General features: G+C 43.1%; 15 protein-coding genes. 10 read left to right on the forward strand and 5 right to left on the reverse strand.

Annotated elements, in window-relative coordinates:
* Positions 1 to 43 precede the first annotated feature (43 nt).
* Positions 44 to 595 (reverse strand): DeoR family transcriptional regulator, encoded by a 552-nt coding sequence (locus tag Vt282_RS18595; protein WP_232055206.1) that lies wholly within the window; start codon positions 593 to 595, stop codon positions 44 to 46.
* 517 nt (positions 596 to 1112) lie between these two features.
* Between Vt282_RS18595 and Vt282_RS18600 the strand changes: the two genes are divergently transcribed.
* From Vt282_RS18600 to Vt282_RS18620, 6 genes are read left to right on the forward strand one after another with little or no spacing between them, the layout of a single operon-like run.
* Entirely contained in the window at positions 1113 to 2081 is a 969-nt protein-coding gene (locus Vt282_RS18600; protein ID WP_162064356.1) for a hypothetical protein, read from the forward strand.
* Positions 2082 to 2091: 10 nt separating this feature from the next.
* Positions 2092 to 4086, forward strand: coding sequence for a polysaccharide lyase 8 family protein (locus Vt282_RS18605; RefSeq protein ID WP_197740098.1), 1995 nt, complete (start codon positions 2092 to 2094; stop codon positions 4084 to 4086).
* A gap of 5 nt (positions 4087 to 4091) precedes the next feature.
* A complete protein-coding gene (locus tag Vt282_RS20230) occupies positions 4092 to 4427 on the forward strand; it encodes a polysaccharide lyase beta-sandwich domain-containing protein (protein ID WP_197740099.1) in 336 nt (111 codons plus the stop codon).
* Between the two features lie 9 nt (positions 4428 to 4436).
* On the forward strand, positions 4437 to 6761 hold the full coding sequence (locus Vt282_RS18610; protein ID WP_162064357.1) for a polysaccharide lyase 8 family protein: 2325 nt from the start codon (positions 4437 to 4439) through the stop codon (positions 6759 to 6761).
* 11 nt (positions 6762 to 6772) lie between these two features.
* The gene (locus Vt282_RS18615; protein ID WP_162064358.1) at positions 6773 to 10639 is read left to right on the forward strand and encodes a hypothetical protein; all 3867 of its coding nucleotides are present in this window, start codon (positions 6773 to 6775) and stop codon (positions 10637 to 10639) included.
* Positions 10636 to 11310 carry a hypothetical protein gene (locus Vt282_RS18620; RefSeq protein WP_162064359.1) on the forward strand — a complete coding sequence of 225 codons (675 nt, stop codon included), beginning with the start codon at positions 10636 to 10638 and terminating at the stop codon, positions 11308 to 11310. The genes Vt282_RS18615 and Vt282_RS18620 overlap by 4 nt, the downstream gene beginning before the upstream one ends.
* A 7-nt stretch (positions 11311 to 11317) precedes the next feature.
* Here the strand turns inward: Vt282_RS18620 and sigZ are convergent, their stop codons facing one another.
* Positions 11318 to 11899: an RNA polymerase sigma factor SigZ gene (sigZ, locus tag Vt282_RS18625; protein WP_162064360.1), complete on the reverse strand. Its 582-nt coding sequence runs from the start codon at positions 11897 to 11899 to the stop codon at positions 11318 to 11320.
* Positions 11886 to 12179, reverse strand: a complete 294-nt coding sequence (locus tag Vt282_RS18630; protein WP_162048405.1) for an ArsR/SmtB family transcription factor — start codon at positions 12177 to 12179, stop codon at positions 11886 to 11888. Before Vt282_RS18630 ends, sigZ begins: the two co-directional genes overlap by 14 nt.
* Positions 12180 to 12401: 222 nt before the next feature.
* Between Vt282_RS18630 and Vt282_RS18635 the strand changes: the two genes are divergently transcribed.
* Positions 12402 to 13508: a permease gene (locus Vt282_RS18635; RefSeq protein ID WP_162064361.1), complete on the forward strand. Its 1107-nt coding sequence runs from the start codon at positions 12402 to 12404 to the stop codon at positions 13506 to 13508.
* A gap of 96 nt (positions 13509 to 13604) precedes the next feature.
* Here the strand turns inward: Vt282_RS18635 and Vt282_RS18640 are convergent, their stop codons facing one another.
* Positions 13605 to 14591 (reverse strand): porin, encoded by a 987-nt coding sequence (locus Vt282_RS18640; RefSeq protein WP_162064362.1) that lies wholly within the window; start codon positions 14589 to 14591, stop codon positions 13605 to 13607.
* Positions 14592 to 14919: 328 nt separating this feature from the next.
* Between Vt282_RS18640 and Vt282_RS18645 the strand changes: the two genes are divergently transcribed.
* Positions 14920 to 15684: a siderophore-interacting protein gene (locus tag Vt282_RS18645; RefSeq protein ID WP_162064363.1), complete on the forward strand. Its 765-nt coding sequence runs from the start codon at positions 14920 to 14922 to the stop codon at positions 15682 to 15684.
* A 106-nt stretch (positions 15685 to 15790) separates the two neighbouring features.
* On the opposite strand, the gene Vt282_RS18650 is transcribed toward Vt282_RS18645, so the two are convergent.
* Positions 15791 to 16663 carry a LysR substrate-binding domain-containing protein gene (locus Vt282_RS18650; RefSeq protein ID WP_162048409.1) on the reverse strand — a complete coding sequence of 291 codons (873 nt, stop codon included), beginning with the start codon at positions 16661 to 16663 and terminating at the stop codon, positions 15791 to 15793.
* 183 nt (positions 16664 to 16846) lie between these two features.
* Between Vt282_RS18650 and Vt282_RS18655 the strand changes: the two genes are divergently transcribed.
* Together Vt282_RS18655 and fghA are read left to right on the forward strand one after the other, a co-directional pair.
* Entirely contained in the window at positions 16847 to 17995 is a 1149-nt protein-coding gene (locus Vt282_RS18655) for an S-(hydroxymethyl)glutathione dehydrogenase/class III alcohol dehydrogenase (protein ID WP_162048410.1), read from the forward strand.
* A 95-nt stretch (positions 17996 to 18090) separates the two neighbouring features.
* Positions 18091 to 18933, forward strand: a complete 843-nt coding sequence (gene fghA, locus Vt282_RS18660) for an S-formylglutathione hydrolase (protein ID WP_162048411.1) — start codon at positions 18091 to 18093, stop codon at positions 18931 to 18933.
* Positions 18934 to 19060: the final 127 nt, after the last annotated feature.

Below are 19060 nucleotides of genomic sequence, written 5' to 3' on the forward strand. Positions count from 1 at the left end.
ATAAACGAATCATATCTGCATCAAATTCACTCTTAGAAGATACCTAATTTGGTATTGAAACTATCAACGTGAATAAGAACATTATTAAAACGGTATTGTTTAAGCTGTTAATCATATGTGAACCTGTCATTTTCATAAATTCAGTGTTCACACGGCCGCCAGTAACGAAAAATTTGCAATCCGTTATATGAGGGAGATTTTGAATCAAATTCAGATCTCGAGTAATAACAGTCGCCCCTTTGAGATCTTTTAGCTGTTTCAGTGATTTGCGAATCAATGGGCTGCTGTCAACAAATACTGTGCTCTTGTCTTCTAGTCCGTTGTAAAAAGAATGCGCAACGGATTGAGAAAAATCAGAGTTACCACTTTGGCTTTTCGATGTCGCTGACATCGCAAGTTTCGACAACACATCTCTATTAACTAAGGCAAATCCATGTGAGCGAACAATGTATCCATTCTCATCAAGAAAGCGGAGGTCAGCTCGAATCGTCGCTCCTGTAACATTGAAATACTCTGCTAGCTCATCTACGTGCATTTTCCCACGCACACCAACCATATTTGCGATTTCGAGTCTACGTTCTATGGCTGTTTTCATTACTGCGTCTCCTTTAGGTTTATCGACGCACATAATCTAACTAATAAATTTTCATTTGTTTTCATTTGCTGCAATTCTCTTTCAAGATTTTTTATTGAGCAATTACTTTTATTGTAAGCTTGACTAAACTCACAATTTTCCGCAATTTGGTTATTCGCATTATAACGTAACTCATGTTCCATGCCATCCAGGCATATGCACCTCTAATTTCAAATCACTTCAGAATCAAATTAAACCGAATAAAATCAACAAGTTAACCAACCATCAACCATGCTAATCATAAAGATGAATTAAAATAATCCTAATTAATGCAAACCAGATCACATCTTCAATCGTCAAACCTCACCCTAAACGTGACTAAATTATCAATAATAAGATCCTCTATTTTCACCTACTTGCTCGCAAAAAGTTGTCATAGATAATCCGCTGCATTACTGAAAATGAAAACAAATGAAAACAATAAATGAAAATGGGTCTACGCACATCTAGTCGTAGACTCTTTTTGAAGGATGAAACTATGAAGCTAAATGCTGCAATCGTAGCGCTGCTCGGGCTATCTGTAGCCGTTCCTGTTGCAGCCCGCACTATTGTTGAAGCTGGTACAGAGTACGAACAGTATTTCAATGAGTGTGACAAATTGTCCGGTAAGCAGGAGCAATATGAAAAACTGAATGCCTATGTCCCATATATCAAGTTTTCATACGCACCAAATAGTAATGAGTGGAATTTATCTGGTCGTTACTTGAGAAAAGAATACCCGAATGAAGACATGTTCGGCCCTGCAGGTATCAATCTGATGACTGAACGTTATGAGCTGTTTTATATCAGAGCTCAACGTACTGGCGATTTACGTTTACGTTATGGAGCCGGAGTTCGCTATAACGGGTACGAGATTGACCGTTATGAAACAGAATATCGACTATATCCCCAGTTTGACTATTTCCTGAATGCCAACAACCAGTTGTTTTTAAACGGGCACTACTACTTAGGCGATAGTCGAGGTCGACGTTCTGGAGATGAGTCCGCTCAAAACTACACCGATTGGGGTTATGAAGCTGAGTTTGGCTTAATACATAAAATCAACGCCGTCTCTTTCATCAAACCAAGTATCTATACCGAGTTCGACAGTTATGAAAATAACTATGACGTAGATCTATGGCAATTGCGTTTGGTCTATACCCGTAAAATCGGACGAATGGTCGTTAATCCATTTGTTCGCATTGGATTAGGCCGCGATACCGTGGAACGTTCTCATGTTGATCCCATTCGTTGGGGTAATGAGATGGATAAAAACTATTCACGCTATGGCGTCTACGGCTCATTAGGCATCTCTGGCCGTCTATCCCTCAATTATGAAACGTACTGGCAAGTAGAAAATAACGAGTATTTCAAAGTTGCTGGCGACCACCCGAATGGCGGTGAAGTTCTGCCTTTACCAGATAGAGATAAGTTCTTTGCGAAGCTTGGCGTTCAATATGTATTCTAAAGGATGTACCGTGAAACTATTTAACTTTACCCCTCTTGCGGCATCTCTTGTTTTAGGATGCCTTGGTGTCATTACACCAGTCTCTGCCACCACATATGAAGCAACACCGACTAATGCTGTTAGCGAACAAAACCAAATGCAGCTGATTCGTCAACGTTGGGCTTCCTATTTTTTAGGGGATGAGAACCGCCCAACAACACAACATATGAAAAACCAGATAGCGGATGTCAACGCAGAGGCAAAGGATCTTCTGGCAAACCTGACCATAGAGGAATCTGGCTTTTGGTCTGACGCTCCCTTGTCGACAAAGACAATGGAAGACCAACAAAAGTTAGGTGTGAATCTATACGCTACCTATAACCGAATCTTCACGCTGGCACGAGCCTATAAATTAAAAGGTGGCGAGTTAGAAGGAAACCCAACTCTCCTAAATGCAATTACGGAAAGCTTGGCATTCCTCAACGAAACCTACTATCAAGTTGGTTCTCCTGAATATGGTAACTGGTGGCATTGGGAACTCGGTATTGCGCGTTCCGTACAGAATACATTGGTTATTCTGTATGACGATCTGCCCTATGAAATTATTAGCAATTATATCGATGCGACTCGTTACTTCGTTCCAAATCCAACACATTTGAGTGAGGGTTATGGTGCTCCATATAGCAGCGCCCCGCTTGCTTTCGAATCAACAGGGGGTAACCGTACTGATAACGCCCAAGTTGTGCTAGTGCGTGGCCTGCTCGAAAACAATGCGAACGAGATTGTTCGAGCAATCGAGTCACTGTCGAGTGTGATCCCATACGTAGAGACTGGTGATGGTTTCTATAAAGATGGTTCTTTTATCCAACATAAAGATCTTCCATATAGCGGCACGTACGGACAAGTGATGGTCGAAGGTTTAGGCATGTTGCTTGGAGCAGTAGCAAACACCAAATACCAGGCTAACGATCCGAACCTACAAAAGATCTACCCGCTAATCTTAGACACGTTTGCTCCATTACTCATTAACGGTCGCATGGCTGACATGGTTAATGGTCGTGCAATTTCTCGTAAAAGCGGTCAAAACGATCGTGTTGGTGAATCAATTATCAGTGCGATGCTGCTTTATATCGATGGAGCACCAGAGCCATACAAAAACCAATTATCGGCATTTGTTCAATCGCAATTAGCTGCAAAAGGCGGTTTAGAAGCGACACGTATCATGAGCAACTACCAGATCGCAGAATCTTTGATGATGACACCTAACGTGAAAGACATTCCTACGGTGTCACATAAGCAATTTGCCGAAATGGATCGTGTTATTCACCATCGCCCAGATTGGTCATTTGGTATTGCGATGCACTCTGATCGCGTTGGTAACTACGAATCGATTAATGGCGAGAACTTGAAAGGTTGGCATACCGCCGATGGCATGACGTATTTATACAACCGCCAAAACCATTACAACAATGGCTATTGGGTCGCGGTTAACCCATACAAGCATGCCGGAACCACCGTGTTACTCGCCGATCTTGACGATGCAACCGGACAGCTATCCGCTCAACGTGACGGTCGAAATGGTGCGATGTCTTGGACGGGTGGTGCCTCTCTAGATCACTACGGTGTCGCTGGTATGGATTTTGTGAATGCAAGCCGAGCCCTCTCTGCGAAGAAATCATGGTTTATGTTTGACGATGAGGTAGTTGCCCTTGGTTCTGCAATTGATAACAGCAGTGACTATAGCGCGATAACAACGATCGAAAACCGCATTGTGGACAGCAACAATGCCGCAAAAATAGAGAACGGTGTACTTTCCATCACTTATCAAGCTGATACCAACCCGATTCAGTACGTTATGTTAGACGCACAGCCGATTGATGTTCAGCAAAAATGCCGCAGCGCAGATTGGTCAGACATCGGTACGGATAGAGGTAGCGTCGAGGCGTGTTTTGTCGAAGCAACAATTACTCATACTTCTGAAAATGACAGCTATGCGTATGCGATTATTCTAACCAACAGCCTGTAAGCAGTGTGCCAGTAAAGGTCGTTGCGAACACAGAATCAGTACATGCCGTTGAGCATATTGATCTCGGGATATTTGCCGCTAACTTTTTTGATAGTGCAAAAGCCGGTGAAATTGAAGCATCAAATATTTCAATTATGACCCAAGAGAAAAATGACTTGGTCACTATCTCCGTTTCTAACCCAACCCGTAGTTGGTTTGATAGTGATTTCACCATTGATGGTCAATTTGAAATTGCCCAAGACAAGCAAAATCGTGTCTCTATAGACGACAACCAAGTGTCCGTTGAACTCTCTGATCTCAACGGTTCTAGCTACACATTCCAGTTAAAACGTATTAAGTAAGAGTAAATCATGAACGCTTTTAGATTGAGTGCGATTACGGTTGCCCTAATTGGGCTCGTTGGATGTGGCAGTGATTGTGTTGACGGCAAACAGTCCACGACACAATTTTCCCAATTCTCGACACATTGGAATAGTTACTATATCGGACATTCTTCGAGTCTAGATCCAGATCTTAAACAGACCGTTGATAACTTGAATGCTGATGTTCAAGGTTGGTTAACGACCTATCCGCTATATCAAGATGGCGTATGGCTTGGGATTTCACTGAATACGAGAAGCTCTGCACCAGGCTCAAGTATTAACAGTGCCTATCAACGTCTCCTTACAATGGCTCGGGTTTACAACATTTTTGGTGGCGCGCTGTACCAAGATGAAGACCTAAAACAAGCTATTTTAGCGAGCTTAGATATTTTGGGTCGCTATTACAGCGAAAATACCACACCGGCAGAATCAGATAACTGGTGGAATTGGCAAATCGGTATCCCTAAAAATGCGAACACCATTTTGTTGTTAATGGGCGAACATGTAGAACAATCTGTTTTAACCCATTACCACAATGCCACTAAGCATTTTGTACCGCATCCTGACCAAATCATGGTGGGAGGAAAAGCTAAGCCAGCAACTGGAGCAAACTTAATTGATGTTGCTCAAGTGGTGTTATTGCGCGGCGTTCTAAGTGACGACCTCAACGAATTTCATCGCGCAGTTGAAGCCATTGTGCCCGTTCTCGATGTTGTCGAGTCAGGTGATGGTTTTTACCGCGATGGTTCGTTTATTCAACATGAAGATATCCCATATACCGGAACTTATGGCAATGAATTAATCAAAGGGCTAGGAATGATCATCGGCGCAGTAAAAGCAACCGATATTCAGACCGAAAGCCTCGATGGTATTTATCCCATCCTGCTTAATTCATTCGCCCCTTTGATGGTTGACGGCCGTATGATGGATTTCGTTAATGGCCGCGCGATATCTCGCCAGTCAGGTCAAACCCACAAAGTGGGTCATGCGGTGATTAATTCCATGCTTTCTTATGTTGAAACTGCACCAAGCGAGTTTAAGCAACCACTGAAAGCATTCATCAAACAGCAAATTAACAGCGATTCTCAACATGACTTAAGTGAGTTTGGACTGGCATTCGGCCATTACCAATTAGCAAAAGAGATCCTTGCAGATAGCACTATCCAATTAGCGACGAATCGAGATTCACACAAGCACTTCCCAAGTATGGACCGAGTGGTACACCACCGCGATGATTACACCTTTGGTATCGCGATGCACTCATCTCGCGTTGGAAACTACGAATACATGGGGAACGAAAATAAAAAAGGTTGGTATACGGGCGATGGTGTGACCTACCTATACAACCAACAAGATCACTATACCAATTATTGGGTGACGGTAGATTCTAAAAAGCTTCCCGGCACAACTGTTGTTCCTGAAGAACTTTCGGCAGGCGACGGTCAACGTAGCCAGCAAAGTGGTGGGCGACAAACGGATATTCAGTGGGCTGGAGGTACTCAATTACACCAATACGGCGCTGCCGGTTTTGATTTCACCAACCACGACGGCGCGCTTAAAGCCAAAAAATCTTGGTTTATGTTTGATGACGAAATCGTTGCTCTTGGTTCGAATATTGAAAACACCAACGCTTATACCGTAATCGAAAACAGAAAAATTAACGCCGCTGATGATCTTTATCTAAACGACGAACGCCATGATTCAAATGATGCTCTCGTTGGTTCGGTCGCAAAAGTTGAGATCAAAATTGATAGCCAAGCTAACCCAATGACCTATTTGTTGCTTGGTGATGTAGAGCAAGATGTGTCGGTTTCAAAGCAGTGTTCTCGAAGTGGCAATTGGTCTGAAGTCGGGACGGGTAATGGCGATGTTGAGAACACCTGTTTTGTCGAAGCAACGATTAGTCACGGCATAAACGACACATACCAATACGTCATTTTACCAAACACCAAAGTAGATACCGATTACATCTCCCCTATTTCGGTGATTCGAAATGATGCCGTAGCCCATTCAGTTGAGCATGCTGAACTTAGCATTACATCTGCAAATTTTTGGGCAGCGGGTATAGCCGGCATCATCGAAACAAAAACACCAATGTCGATACTGATTCAAGATCTCGGTGAGCAGTATGCTGTGTCTATTTCAGACCCTACACGCTCCCCTACCCCTGTGGAATTCAAAATCACGGGTACTTCTCAAGTTATTGAAGATAAAAATCAACGCGTAACCACCTCGCACGGTATTCATTCTGTCGATTTGAGTGAATTAGCCGGCGAAAGTTACACGTTTAAAATGTCGAAGGTCTCTCTATGAACGCTAAGTCTATGAGTATTATAAATATAAACGCTAAACACTTATTAGCTGCTAGCCTATCGCTTGCTTTGGTTGGGTGTGGAAATGAGAGTGGTGATAAACCGGCCACCCCAAATAGTGAAAGTGCCGTCATTCCAGCAGGACACAAAAAAACCACCATCAATCTATCTGCCTTAGTTGGCCAAAGTGGCGACGAGCTAATCAGCGGGATCGAAAGTCAACTTAACGCAGGCCTAACAACTCGTGCCAATGTTGGTAGATTCAAAATCGTTTCTGCTTGGGGCACAGAAAATTTAATCGCAAAGCAAGACAACAACGGTATCTCTTATCTAGAGACTAAAATGGATGCCCGCGTTTACGGCAAACAAGATGTTATTAGCGGTAACAATAACGGTTTTGGTTTTACCATTGAACTGCCTAATGGCTTACTGAAAAATGTGATTTTATCTTACCGCTATAAACTCTCTACACCGCTTGGCCTGGAAGCGGGACAATCGGCTGACTACATTTTTATGGGTGGCTTCACCAGTGGTAACCCGGATGTGATCAATAAGCCGACATCTCCTGGCTCAGGCTTTACATATAAATTCTCAACCACTCGAGATAAAACGATTAATACCTATTTTGTCGATGCGAAAGACAGTGAACATTTCAATAAACCACTCAATTTCGACGATACAAAAGTGTATGTTCAACCAACCAAGTGGAACTTGCTGCAAATGAATCTTGCAGTGAACAATTTTTCAGATAGAACACCAAATGAAAATGGCTCTGTTACTCTGTTCTACAATGGTGAGCAGGTCAAACCAAACCAATCAACTATCAATAACCGTGTGCAAATAGATGCAACCCATGACTATGATTTAAATGTACTGTTTGAGTTTTACCGTCACCACAAAAACAAAATCGATGCCGATGAACGCCTACGCGCTCAAACGCTGCAGATTAGAGATTTAACCGTTGCATGGGAAGATGCAAACGCTCAATTACCAGCTGAGTTGCAACCAGACTTAAGTGGCTATGACCACAGTGCCTTGTTACAACTTGATAAGTTAGAGACCGGATTAACAGGGTCGGCACTTATCACCGCATTAGAGCAACAACTTAATAGCAACTTACCAAATGGATCTGTGAATCAGTTTTCCATCGTTTCGACATGGGGAAGTGACAACTTAGTCGTCGCGCGTGATACGAAAGGTAAAGTGTATTTAGAAACAAAAGTTGATGCTGGCGTCGTAGGAATACCAGATAGCGCCAGTTCGTTAAAAAACGGTTTTGGTTTCTCAATCAAACTACCCAATGGTTTAGTACGCAATGCCACATTGGCGTATCGCTATAAATATACGACGCCATTAGGCACTGCGGATCAGCAATCTCCTGATTATATATTTATGGGCGGTTTAGCAAGTGGACAGCCAAGCATATCGAATGGTGTTGCGGCAGCAGGCTCTGGTTTTTCCTATAAGTTTTCTACCACCCGAGATCGTACTTTAAATAGCTATTTTGCAGATACATCGACAGGTGATTTCTATAACAAGCTGTTATTTCTGGGTGAAGACCGCGTTGCTGTGAAATCAGGCAAGTGGGATTTACTTCAAATGAAGCTAACAACCAACGATTTTAACGTGGATACTCCGCATGCAAACGGGTTTATTGATCTTTTCTCAAATGGTGATTTGGTGAAATCAAATAAACTGGATATTCGCGATCGTATTCAAATTGATGCAACTCATAACTATGATTTGAGCGTCAACTTTGAGTTTTTTCGTCACTTCAAAAATAAGCTTGATGGCGAAGAGAAGCTCTTAGAGCAAACCATTCAACTGCGAGATCTCGTGGTTGCTTGGAATGATAATATCGTTGAATTGCCACCAGAGATCCAGCCAGACCTCAATGGTTACCAATACCAAGCAAACGTAAATCTAAAAGCGCTTGCACTTGGTCTAAAGGGTGATGCACTAATTACAGCGTTAGAAAATCAATTGAATGCCAATATTTCTGATGCTTCTGCAAAATTTGAGATCGTTTCAGCTTGGGGGGCAAACAACTTAGTTGTCTCTAAAGATGCGAAAGGAAAAGTCTATTTAGAATCGCTCATTGATGCGGGTATGGTTGGTAAACCAACTTCAGTTGGTCAAAACAATGGTTTTGGTTTTTCTATTAAGCTACCTAATGGGCAAGTACGTAATGCGACGTTTGCTTACCGCTACAAATTTGTCAAACCAATTGGTAACGCGGCGGATAAGAGCAAATCGGCAGATTATATTTTTCTGGGCGGATTCAACAGTGGTCAACCAGCAATCTCGAATAGTCCTTCAGCAAGTGGGACAGGGTTTACCTATAAATTCTCTACGGATCTTTATGGCAATTTGATTAGTAAGTTCGTTGATGCAACACCGAATGTAGGTGGTCAATTCTTCAACTCACCCTTCACTGCAGGTACAACCGTAAAGCCGACTTATCACGACTGGAACTTAATCCAAACACACTTATATACCAATACTTATCTCAACAATACTTCAACAGATGATGGATCGTTAGAAATCATTCAAAATAACAAAGAAATTTTACCAAACTCAAAAATCGTCAATCAGCGCAGACAGATAGACACTGAGCATAGTTACGATTTGGATGTATTGTTTGAATTTTTCCGTCACTATAAACCAAGTAGCACGCCTTCAGACAGGCTACTCAACCAAGCGATTCAGATTAGAGACATTGTAATTGCTTGGAGTGGTGAAGATGTACAGTTACCGACAGCACCACCAGTGCCTGACCCAGAAGCCCAGCCGGATCTGACCGATTACACGAATGTAACGCAGATTCCCTTGGATTCGTTAGCCGGTAAAGTAGATAACGATCTCGTGATTGGTATACAAGATCTACTCAATGGAACATTGAATGGCAATCCTTCAATAACCGGTCAATTTACAGTGACACCCAATTGGGGCTTAGGCAATGTAGACAACCCTTGGGACACCTCTAACCTTCAAGTTGTTCAAGATGAAGATGGTAAATATGTACTTAAAGCGACAATTGACGCAGGCGCTTTGGGTAAGCCAGCTGATGGGAACAATGTAATCAACGGGTTTAGTCTCTTAATTACATTGCCGAATGGATTAGTTCGTAATGCGACACTAGCGTATCGCTATAAACTACTGACGCCTATTGGCTACAATCATGTCACCAAATCACCTGACTATATTTATTTTGGCGGATTTACTAGTGGTAATCCTGCTGTTATCAATGAAGCAACAACGAATGGTGCAGGTTTTACCTATAAGTTCTCAACCGATCGTTATGGAAATCTCAAAGCTCAATTTGTTGATGCGACTGGCGGAGAGTTTGCCGATGCGCCTTTAGAAGTGTCTCTGAATAAAGATATTCGACCAAACTATAACGAATGGAATCTCATCCAGACAAAACTTAAAGCCAATGATTTTGTAGTCAATGTACCTAATTCAAATGGCTCACTGGAAGTATTGAGTAACAATGACGTTGTTACACCAAACTCAGTTGCTGTGGTCAATCGTAATCAAATCGATGCGAAACATAATTACAATTTAAATGTTCTGTTTGAGTTTTATCGCCATTACAAACACAGCTCAGATAAACCAGAATCTCTGTTGGAACAAGCTGTCATTATTCGAGATCAACCATCGCGTGGGGATGAAGTTGTAACTTTACCTGATGTCCCAACAGAGCCAGATCCTGATTTGACGCCAATGCATGTAGTCCAACAGGTGAAAACTCACGCACATTGGATCTTTCAAAACTGGTTGATGTTACTGGCCAAGCTCTGGTCGATGGAATCGCTCAGCAACTTGGTGACAAAAAAAATGGCCTATCAACTTGGAGCGTCGTTCGAAACAACATGAGTGTTGTAGAACGAGCTGGTGAGTATCTGTTAGCGGTTAAATATCCTGCGAACGCTAAGGGCAATGTTGCAGATAATGGGACGAATTTCCAAATTGATTTTCCAGTTAGTGTTCCAACACCAAAAAGTGCATGTTTTGCATACGATTTCAAATATGATAAAGCGTTGTATCAAGCAAATAACCATGACGAAATTTATGTTCCGTACATTACCACCAAGAATGGCACTAGCGTATGGATGAAAATGCAATACTCAACAAACAAATACAGTCGTATCTCCACTAACTTCACCAATGCACCACACAAAGATTTAGGTTGGTTAGATGGTGACAATACTCGATTAGTGGTTAGTGAGTGGCATACAACAAAACAGACGATTTCATTTAATGATGCGGGCGTAGGTAAGCTTGCTTACATTTTGGATGGCCAACCGTACTTTAAGCCGAATCCCGCAAAGTTAGATGGTATAGCACTGCATGAAAAGGAACTACAGCTAACAAACAAAGCGTCCGAAATACCAACGACATTTACAGCGGACTTTAATATTTATCGCCGTGGAGGTGACGGCAAAGAAGAACAAATATTCTACTTCAAAACATCGTCATTGGTTGGCAGTAACCATTTACAAATAACCAAGTCAAAATATTTACTCTATGCCAGTCAGTTCTGCTGACTGGCTTTCATTTATTAGAGCACCCCGAACAGCCTTGACCCCTCGGCTGATAATCTATCACGTTGCCGCGTTTATCGAGGGTTAAATCACAACACTCTTCGAATAGCTTCCTTAGTTCACTTCGTCCTTTTTGTACCCGTGATTTTAATGTTGAATAACTGATATTTTGTTGCTCAGCCAACTGCTTTTGACTAACCCCTTCCAATTCCACCGTATTAAGTAAGTCAGCGCTGTCCTTCGGTAAGGCTTGGATGAAAGGTGCTAAACACTGTTCAAACTCTTGTTGTACATCACGCGTTTCTTGCTCAAACCACAAATCTTCTGCTTGCAGCTTTCCATCACGTCGAGCACGTGCGCGCTTACGATAAAAATCAATAATGGTGTGGTTGGCTAACTGAAACAACCAAGCTTTAACGCTGGCTTGATTGTGCACCTCTCCTAAATTTTGATAAGTCTTAATTAAGATTTCTTGCTGCAAATCTTCAACATCCGCTTCATTTGCCACCTTACTATGAAGGAACGCATTTAACGAATGTTGATATTCGCGCCACACCTGCTCTAGCGTCATCGTCTTACTAGCACTGCTCATCCGCGCAACATTCCGCTTGCAGGAAGCCAATAACGCCCTCTAGGCATTGGTATTCAGCAACGCAAAACAAAGTGCGCCCTTCCCTTCGCTGACTGATCAAACCTGCAGATGCCAAACTGGCAATATGATGTGAAAGCGTAGAGCCCGGAATATCAAGCTGTTCTTGTAAACCACCGACCGCGATGCCTTGATGGCCGGCTTTTACAACACTTTTGTAAATAGATAAGCGTGTTGGGTGCCCTAACTCTTTCAGCGCTTTAGCGACAGATTCAAGTTCCATGGTTATCTCCAATTCTCTATATATTTCCAAGTTAATCGAAATATGGAAAAATGCAATCTTTCGCTTGTCTTCACATGTAACCCGACAAATACATATCCATAACCTATTGTTCTTAAACACCTTGCAAATTTATTTCGATATTTACCGAAATAAACATTGACCCAAACGAAAACATTTCTATAATTCGAGAAACTTAGAAATTAAACACATTCTGAGGCTCCTATGAGTAATGAATTGATCACCATGGCACGCGATGCTCTAGATATGTTCGCATTTTTGGCAGTCGAACTTATCATCCTATTTCTTGCTATCAGCTACATTGTCGGTGTACTGCAAGAGTTCCTTACCCCAGAGAAGATCCAATCGATCTTAAGTTCTCGTAACGGTAAAGGTTATTTTGTGGCTGCATTGTTAGGTTCTATTACGCCGTTTTGTTCGTGCTCAACCATTCCTTTCTTAAAAGGTCTATTGCGCGCTCGAGCAGGCTTTGGACCGATGATGGTATTCTTATTCGCTAGTCCACTACTAAACCCAGTGATTATTGGCTTGTTCGTCGTAACCTTCGGTTGGCAAGTGGCGTTGTTCTACTTTGCGATTGCACTGACTGTTTCTGTTATTGCTGGCTTTGTGCTTGAGAAACTAGGCTTTGAGCGTTATGTAAAGCCTGAAGCTTATGAGTCTACCGGTACGTCTAGTTGTTCAACTGGCTCGAGCTGTGGAGAAAGTAAACCAGCTGTAGAAGCAACTTCATGTTGTAGTAAACCAGAGCCGGTGGCTGCTGCGACCAGCTGCTGCACCAAAGAAGAGCCAGCACCTGTAACGAGCTGCTGTACAAAACAACCTGAACCAGAAGTAAAAGTGTCTTGTTGTTCAACAGATGGTAGTGCGACGGCAACCATGATAGAAACCAAACAACCAAGCCGTTGGATGCGTATTTGGCTATCAACATGGAAAGACTTTAAACAAGTGCTTCCTTACCTAATGCTTGGTATTGCGATTGGTTCATTTATCTACGGCTTTATCCCTACGGATTTAATTGCAGAATACGCAGGTGCCGGTAAATGGTACGCAATTCCAGTGGCAGCAGTAATTGGTATTCCACTATATATTCGTGCTGAGGCTGTGATTCCATTGAGTGCTGCACTTGTACAAAAAGGGATGGCATTGGGTTCAGTAATGGCACTGATCATTGGTAGTGCTGGCGCAAGTTTAACCGAAGTGATTTTGCTAAAATCAATCTTTAAAAACCAAATGATTGCCGCATTCTTGGTAGTTATTCTGGGTATGGCAATTGGCGCAGGCTTCCTTTACACCATGATTTTTGGCTAAGTTAAGTCAACGAATCATTCCACTGCCCTTTCAAATTTCATAACGAAAAACAGCAACTCTATGAGTTGCTGTTTTTATATTCGATGTAGAATCGACTTAGAAGTCGTAACGCACACCTAAACGCAATGTATCTTCACCTTGAGTCACTACGCCTGCCGTTTTCACCTCATCAAGTCCATTGATGTAGTAAGAAACATAGGTACGGAAATGAGAATTAAATTGGTAGTAACCAACAAGTTCGACACCTTCAGTCTCGTCAGACTTACTACCATTACCCGCTTCGCTTTCAAGCTTGGTATAAAGAGCCGCTGCTGTAACAGCATCGGTTACTTGGTACTCAGCAACAAACTCCATCGCTTCGAATTCTTTTGCAGCCACACCCGTTGCTTTGTCATTGAAATCACCCTGTGAATAGGTTGCACCTAAGTATAAATTTTCAATGCTAAAGCCAAGACCAAATAGGACTTCAGACTCACTGCCTGCATTTTTTCCTAAATCACCACCTGAAAAGGCGAGGCCAACATCAAGACCAAACGGTGCTGAGTAGACACCTGCTAAGCTGTAACCATCAGTATCTTCTGCACTTTGCGCTTGATAGGTTGCTTGAACAACAAGGGCATCGGCTTCATACGCATAAGAAAATACACTATCTTCTTTATCACTTGCCGTATCGATAACTTGCTGAACGCCTGAGAATTCCGTGATATCCGTGAAATCTGAAACAATCACTGATGCCATATCCTGACGACCAAATGACACCACACCGAACGCTCCTTCAATACCCGCATACATGTAACGGTTTTCAAACTCGTTAGAACCCGTATCTTGCTCAGCTTCATACACGCCAAATGCTGTCAAAGAATCCGTGATTTGAGATTTACCTTTGAGGTTAACACGAGCTCGTGTGCTATCAGCCATAGTACCTTCAATTTCAGCACCATCATCGCCAATAAAATCACCACGAAATTCAACACGACCGCCAACTTTTAGCTCTGTACCATCTGCACTATACACTTTAGCTGCTAATGCCGAGCCTGATGTTAAACCGGCCAAAACCGCGAGTGTCACTGCTGTATATTTCATTTTAATTTCCTATTAGATTAACTTGAGCTATATGCCCGCAATTGAACTGTAAGCAATCTAACAATAAAATATTACAAATTTATTGCAAATGATAATTATTATTATTTCACTAAAACTACACTTTTGTTTTATTTTTATGACATTAGCTGCATTCGCCTTGCAGTGACGATGTCACAACCATGACCTCAATCGGCTCGTGGTGGGCGTTGAAATGTGCACATAGTTTGCTGATACAAACACGACGAATGTAAATTAGTTTAAAGATGCTGGGGAGTCGGCAAGCAAGGTGATACTCTAAATGAGAAGAAGAATAGTTATCGAGTACCCCATGCAAGCAAACATTTCTCATCTAGTTCGTGTAACTAGTACCCAAACTATCACGCCAAATATGCAGCGCCTTGTTCTACAAGGTGACATTTTGTCTACCTTCCCTGCTGATTGTGAAGGCGGGTACATCAAACTGCTGTTTAATGAGTTAGGTGAAACAGACCTATCTTCCGTTCCTGAAGGTCAACGCCCAACTATGCGCACCTACACTATTCGTCGCTTTATGGCAGAAGAAAATGCGATTGAGGTGGATTTTGTGCGCCATATTACCGAAGACAACCAATGCGGCTTTGCATCACGTTGGGCAATGAATGCTCACATTGGCGACACCATTGAAATTCGTGGTCCAGGCTCAATCTCAAACCTAAACCACAATGCAGATTGGTTTGCGTTAGCGGCTGACATGACGGCGCTACCTGCGCTATCAGTAAAAGTAAAACAACTGCCTGCTGATGCGAAAGGTTATGTGGTTATTCAGGTCATCAGTGAAGATGACATTCAACCTTTGGATGCTCCTGTCGGTATCGAGGTCCATTGGGTTACTGAAGAGTTATCACAGGCAGTCCGATCTCTGCCTTGGTTGGACGGTCAAGCATCAGCTTGGGTAGCGTGTGAGTTCGACTCAATGCGCGGTCTGCGCCAATACCTGCGTAACGAAAAGAACATTGACCGAGACTACATCTACATCAGCAGCTACTGGAAACAAGGCGTTGCAGAAGATGGCCATAAAGTGATCAAACAGCAAGACGCACAAGAAAACGACTAAGTTCTTTTACGGCTTATAAGTGCAAAAAGAAAATCCAAGTGTTTGAAGAAAACCTCCCAACACGGCAAGTCGTGTGGGAGGTTGTTGGTATTTATTGAGCGTCTTGCTACTCAGCCATTTGCTCGGCAAGGAAATCGACAAGTAATCTGACTTTTGGCGATAGATTACGGTTTTGCGGATACAACGCCCAAATTCCTTCACGTTCATCGCGAAATTCCTGAAGCACTTCCACTAACTCACCGCTATCCAAACCACTTTGCACATAATAGTCCGGCAGTTGGATCAATCCTAAACCACGCTTAGCAGCGTCCAACAGCGCAAATCCTGAGTTCGATTTTATTCGGCCACTCACTCGCACCGATTTTTCACTACCTTTTTGTCTAAAACGCCAGTGCGCCATATTACTGACTAAACACTGATGATGACCTAATTCTGACAGGCTGTGAGGGGCACCGTATTTTTGTATATAGTCAGGGCTCGCACAAACATAGAGCTGGCGTGAGCCAAGTCGTTTCGCAACCAGTGTCGAATCTCTCAATCGACCAAGGCGAATCGCCACATCAAACCCCGCTTCAATCAAATCAACCGTTTGGTTGGTCAGTTCCAGTTCAAGATCAATTTGTGGGTAGTGGGAAAGAAATTGATTCAATAGTGGTGCAACGTGCATTTCACCGTAGGTAACTGGTGCTGTGATTTTGATCTTTCCTTTTGGCACAGCCTGCAAATCCGTCACGGCGAGTTCGGCAAGCTCTAGCCCTTCCACCAGCAATTTACATTGCTCGAAATACACTTGCCCTGCCTCAGTCAATGTCACTTTGCGTGTCGTGCGGTTAAAAAGTTTGACCGCAATTCGCTCTTCCAACGCCGATACACGGCGACTCACTTGCGCAACAGATGTACTGAGTTTCTTCGCTGCTCCGGTAAAACTGGCACTTTCTGCCACGGCAACAAACTCACTGACCCCTTCCCAACTCGCCATCGTTCACTCTCATTATTGCAAATACGTAAAAATCATTTACATGATAGCGGGATTATCATCTGAAATGAAATACCTAAAATAGGCACCATCTTGTTGAGGCAGCAACACAGCAAATCCTCAACTACCTTTAATACAATATTCGCTGTCTGCCTCAAGGCAGGTAACACTAAAAAGGAAAACGCAATGGCGCTTGAAATCAAACCAGGTCAAACTCACATTAAATCAAAAGCTATGGTTGCTTGGAAAGCTGGCGAACCGCTAAAAATGGAAGAAGTGGATGTACAACTTCCAAAAGCGGGTGAAGTGCTTGTTCGCATCGTCGCGACGGGTGTTTGTCACACTGACGCATTCACGCTATCAGGTGACGATCCAGAAGGTATCTTCCCTTCAATCCTAGGTCACGAAGGTGGCGGTATTGTTGAAATGGTTGGCGAAGGCGTAACTAGCGTCGAAGTAGGTGACCACGTTATTCCACTTTACACTGCTGAATGTGGCGAATGTAAATTCTGTAAATCAGGTAAAACTAACCTATGCCAAGCGGTTCGTGAAACTCAAGGTAAAGGTCTAATGCCTGATGGTACTAGCCGCTTCTCTATTAACGGCGAAACTATTTTCCACTACATGGGTTGTTCTACTTTCTCTGAGTACACTGTACTTCCAGAAATCTCACTGGCGAAAGTTAATAAAGAAGCACCACTAGAAGAAGTTTGTTTACTAGGTTGTGGCGTAACCACTGGTATGGGCGCAGTTCTTAACACTGCTAAAGTTGAAAAAGGCGACAACGTTGCGGTATTCGGCTTAGGTGGTATCGGTCTATCTGCAATCATCGGTGCTCGTATGGCTGGTGCAAACCGCATCATCGGTGTTGATATCAACGAAAGCAAATTTGAACTTGCAAAACAACTTGGCGCAACTGACTGCATCAACCCAATGAAATTTGACAAACCAATCCAAGACGTAATCGTGGAGATGACTGACGGTGGTGTTGAATACTCATTTGAATGTATCGGTAACGTTAACGTGATGCGTCAAGCACTAGAGTGCTGTCACAAAGGTTGGGGCGAATCGGTAATCATCGGTGTAGCCGGTGCTGGCCAAGAGATCTCAACTCGTCCATTCCAACTAGTGACTGGTCGTGTATGGCGTGGTAGCGCATTCGGTGGCGTTAAAGGCCGCTCTGAGCTACCAGAAATCGTAGAACGTTACATGGCAGGTGAATTTGGTCTTCAAGAGTTCATCACTCACACCATGGGTCTACAAGACGTAAACGAAGCATTTGAACTAATGCACAAAGGTGAGTCTATCCGTACTGTTCTTCATATGGATAAATAATCATCGCTTAACCTTAAGTATCAAGCTCTCTAGGCCTAGCCTAGGGGGCTTATCATAATAACGTTCAACGCTAACAACCGACCGAGAGATTATCCATGACCATCGAAAACCTCAGCCAAGCAAAAGTATTTGGTGGCTGGCATAAGCAGTACTCACATCAAGCAACCAGTCTAAATTGCGCTATGCGCTTTGCGATTTTTTTACCGCCAAATGCAACACCAAGTAACCCTGTCCCAGCGGTTTACTGGTTATCGGGTCTAACTTGTACCGATGAAAACTTTATGCAAAAAGCAGGGGCATTTCGCGTCGCAGCAGAGCTTGGCGTTGCCATCATCGCTCCAGACACCAGCCCACGCGGTGAAAACGTTGCTGATGACGACAACTACGATTTGGGGCAAGGCGCGGGCTTCTACGTGAATGCAACCCAAGCTCCTTGGTCTAAGCACTACCACATGTATGACTACATTGTGGAGGAGCTACCACAACTGATCGAAGCAAACTTCCCTGTTTCTGGTGTGAAAAGCATTTTCGGCCACAGCATGGGCGGCCATGGCGCTTTGGTGATTGGTTTGAAAAATAGCGCTAACTATCGTTCAATTTCGGCATTTAGCCCGATTAGTAACCCAAGACATTGCCCTTGGGGACAAAAAGCATTTGGCGCCTACCTAGGTAACTCCATCGAAGATTGGAAACAATACGACGCCAGTGAGTTACTAAAACAAGGTCGTTCTCCGCTGCCAATTTTGGTTGATCAAGGTGATGCGGATAGCTTCTTACACGAGCAGCTAAAACCGGAAGCGTTAGTGAATGCAGCACAGATGCATGACAGCGATCTAACCCTGCGCATGCAACCGGGTTATGACCATAGCTATTACTTTATCTCGAGCTTTATCGAAGAGCATCTGCGTTTCCATGCTAAGCATTTGTTTAACAGCTGAGAGCTGACTGAGCAAATCAAGAATTCTGCAATTTGAGTCGACAGATATGTTCAAGTGACTTAAAAGCAACGTAACCAAATAATGGGCCTTTACTTGTTCTCCACTGCCTTACAAGTAAGGGCCTTTT

This window comes from Vibrio taketomensis (assembly GCF_009938165.1).
GTDB lineage: Bacteria > Pseudomonadota > Gammaproteobacteria > Enterobacterales > Vibrionaceae > Vibrio > Vibrio taketomensis.

What these genes read in the sequence shown, in the direction of transcription:
- Vt282_RS18595 (WP_232055206.1), bottom strand. Translation starts at nt 595, where the DNA reads ATGAAAACAGCCATAGAACGTAGACTCGAAATCGCAAATATGGTTGGT.
- Vt282_RS18600 (WP_162064356.1), top strand. Translation starts at nt 1,113, where the DNA reads ATGAAGCTAAATGCTGCAATCGTAGCGCTGCTCGGGCTATCTGTAGCC.
- Vt282_RS18610 (WP_162064357.1), top strand. Translation starts at nt 4,437, where the DNA reads ATGAACGCTTTTAGATTGAGTGCGATTACGGTTGCCCTAATTGGGCTC.
- Vt282_RS18615 (WP_162064358.1), top strand. Translation starts at nt 6,773, where the DNA reads ATGAGTATTATAAATATAAACGCTAAACACTTATTAGCTGCTAGCCTA.
- Vt282_RS18620 (WP_162064359.1), top strand. Translation starts at nt 10,636, where the DNA reads ATGAGTGTTGTAGAACGAGCTGGTGAGTATCTGTTAGCGGTTAAATAT.
- sigZ (WP_162064360.1), bottom strand. Translation starts at nt 11,899, where the DNA reads ATGAGCAGTGCTAGTAAGACGATGACGCTAGAGCAGGTGTGGCGCGAA.
- Vt282_RS18630 (WP_162048405.1), bottom strand. Translation starts at nt 12,179, where the DNA reads ATGGAACTTGAATCTGTCGCTAAAGCGCTGAAAGAGTTAGGGCACCCA.
- Vt282_RS18635 (WP_162064361.1), top strand. Translation starts at nt 12,402, where the DNA reads ATGAGTAATGAATTGATCACCATGGCACGCGATGCTCTAGATATGTTC.
- Vt282_RS18640 (WP_162064362.1), bottom strand. Translation starts at nt 14,591, where the DNA reads ATGAAATATACAGCAGTGACACTCGCGGTTTTGGCCGGTTTAACATCA.
- Vt282_RS18645 (WP_162064363.1), top strand. Translation starts at nt 14,920, where the DNA reads ATGCAAGCAAACATTTCTCATCTAGTTCGTGTAACTAGTACCCAAACT.
- Vt282_RS18650 (WP_162048409.1), bottom strand. Translation starts at nt 16,663, where the DNA reads ATGGCGAGTTGGGAAGGGGTCAGTGAGTTTGTTGCCGTGGCAGAAAGT.
- Vt282_RS18655 (WP_162048410.1), top strand. Translation starts at nt 16,847, where the DNA reads ATGGCGCTTGAAATCAAACCAGGTCAAACTCACATTAAATCAAAAGCT.
- fghA (WP_162048411.1), top strand. Translation starts at nt 18,091, where the DNA reads ATGACCATCGAAAACCTCAGCCAAGCAAAAGTATTTGGTGGCTGGCAT.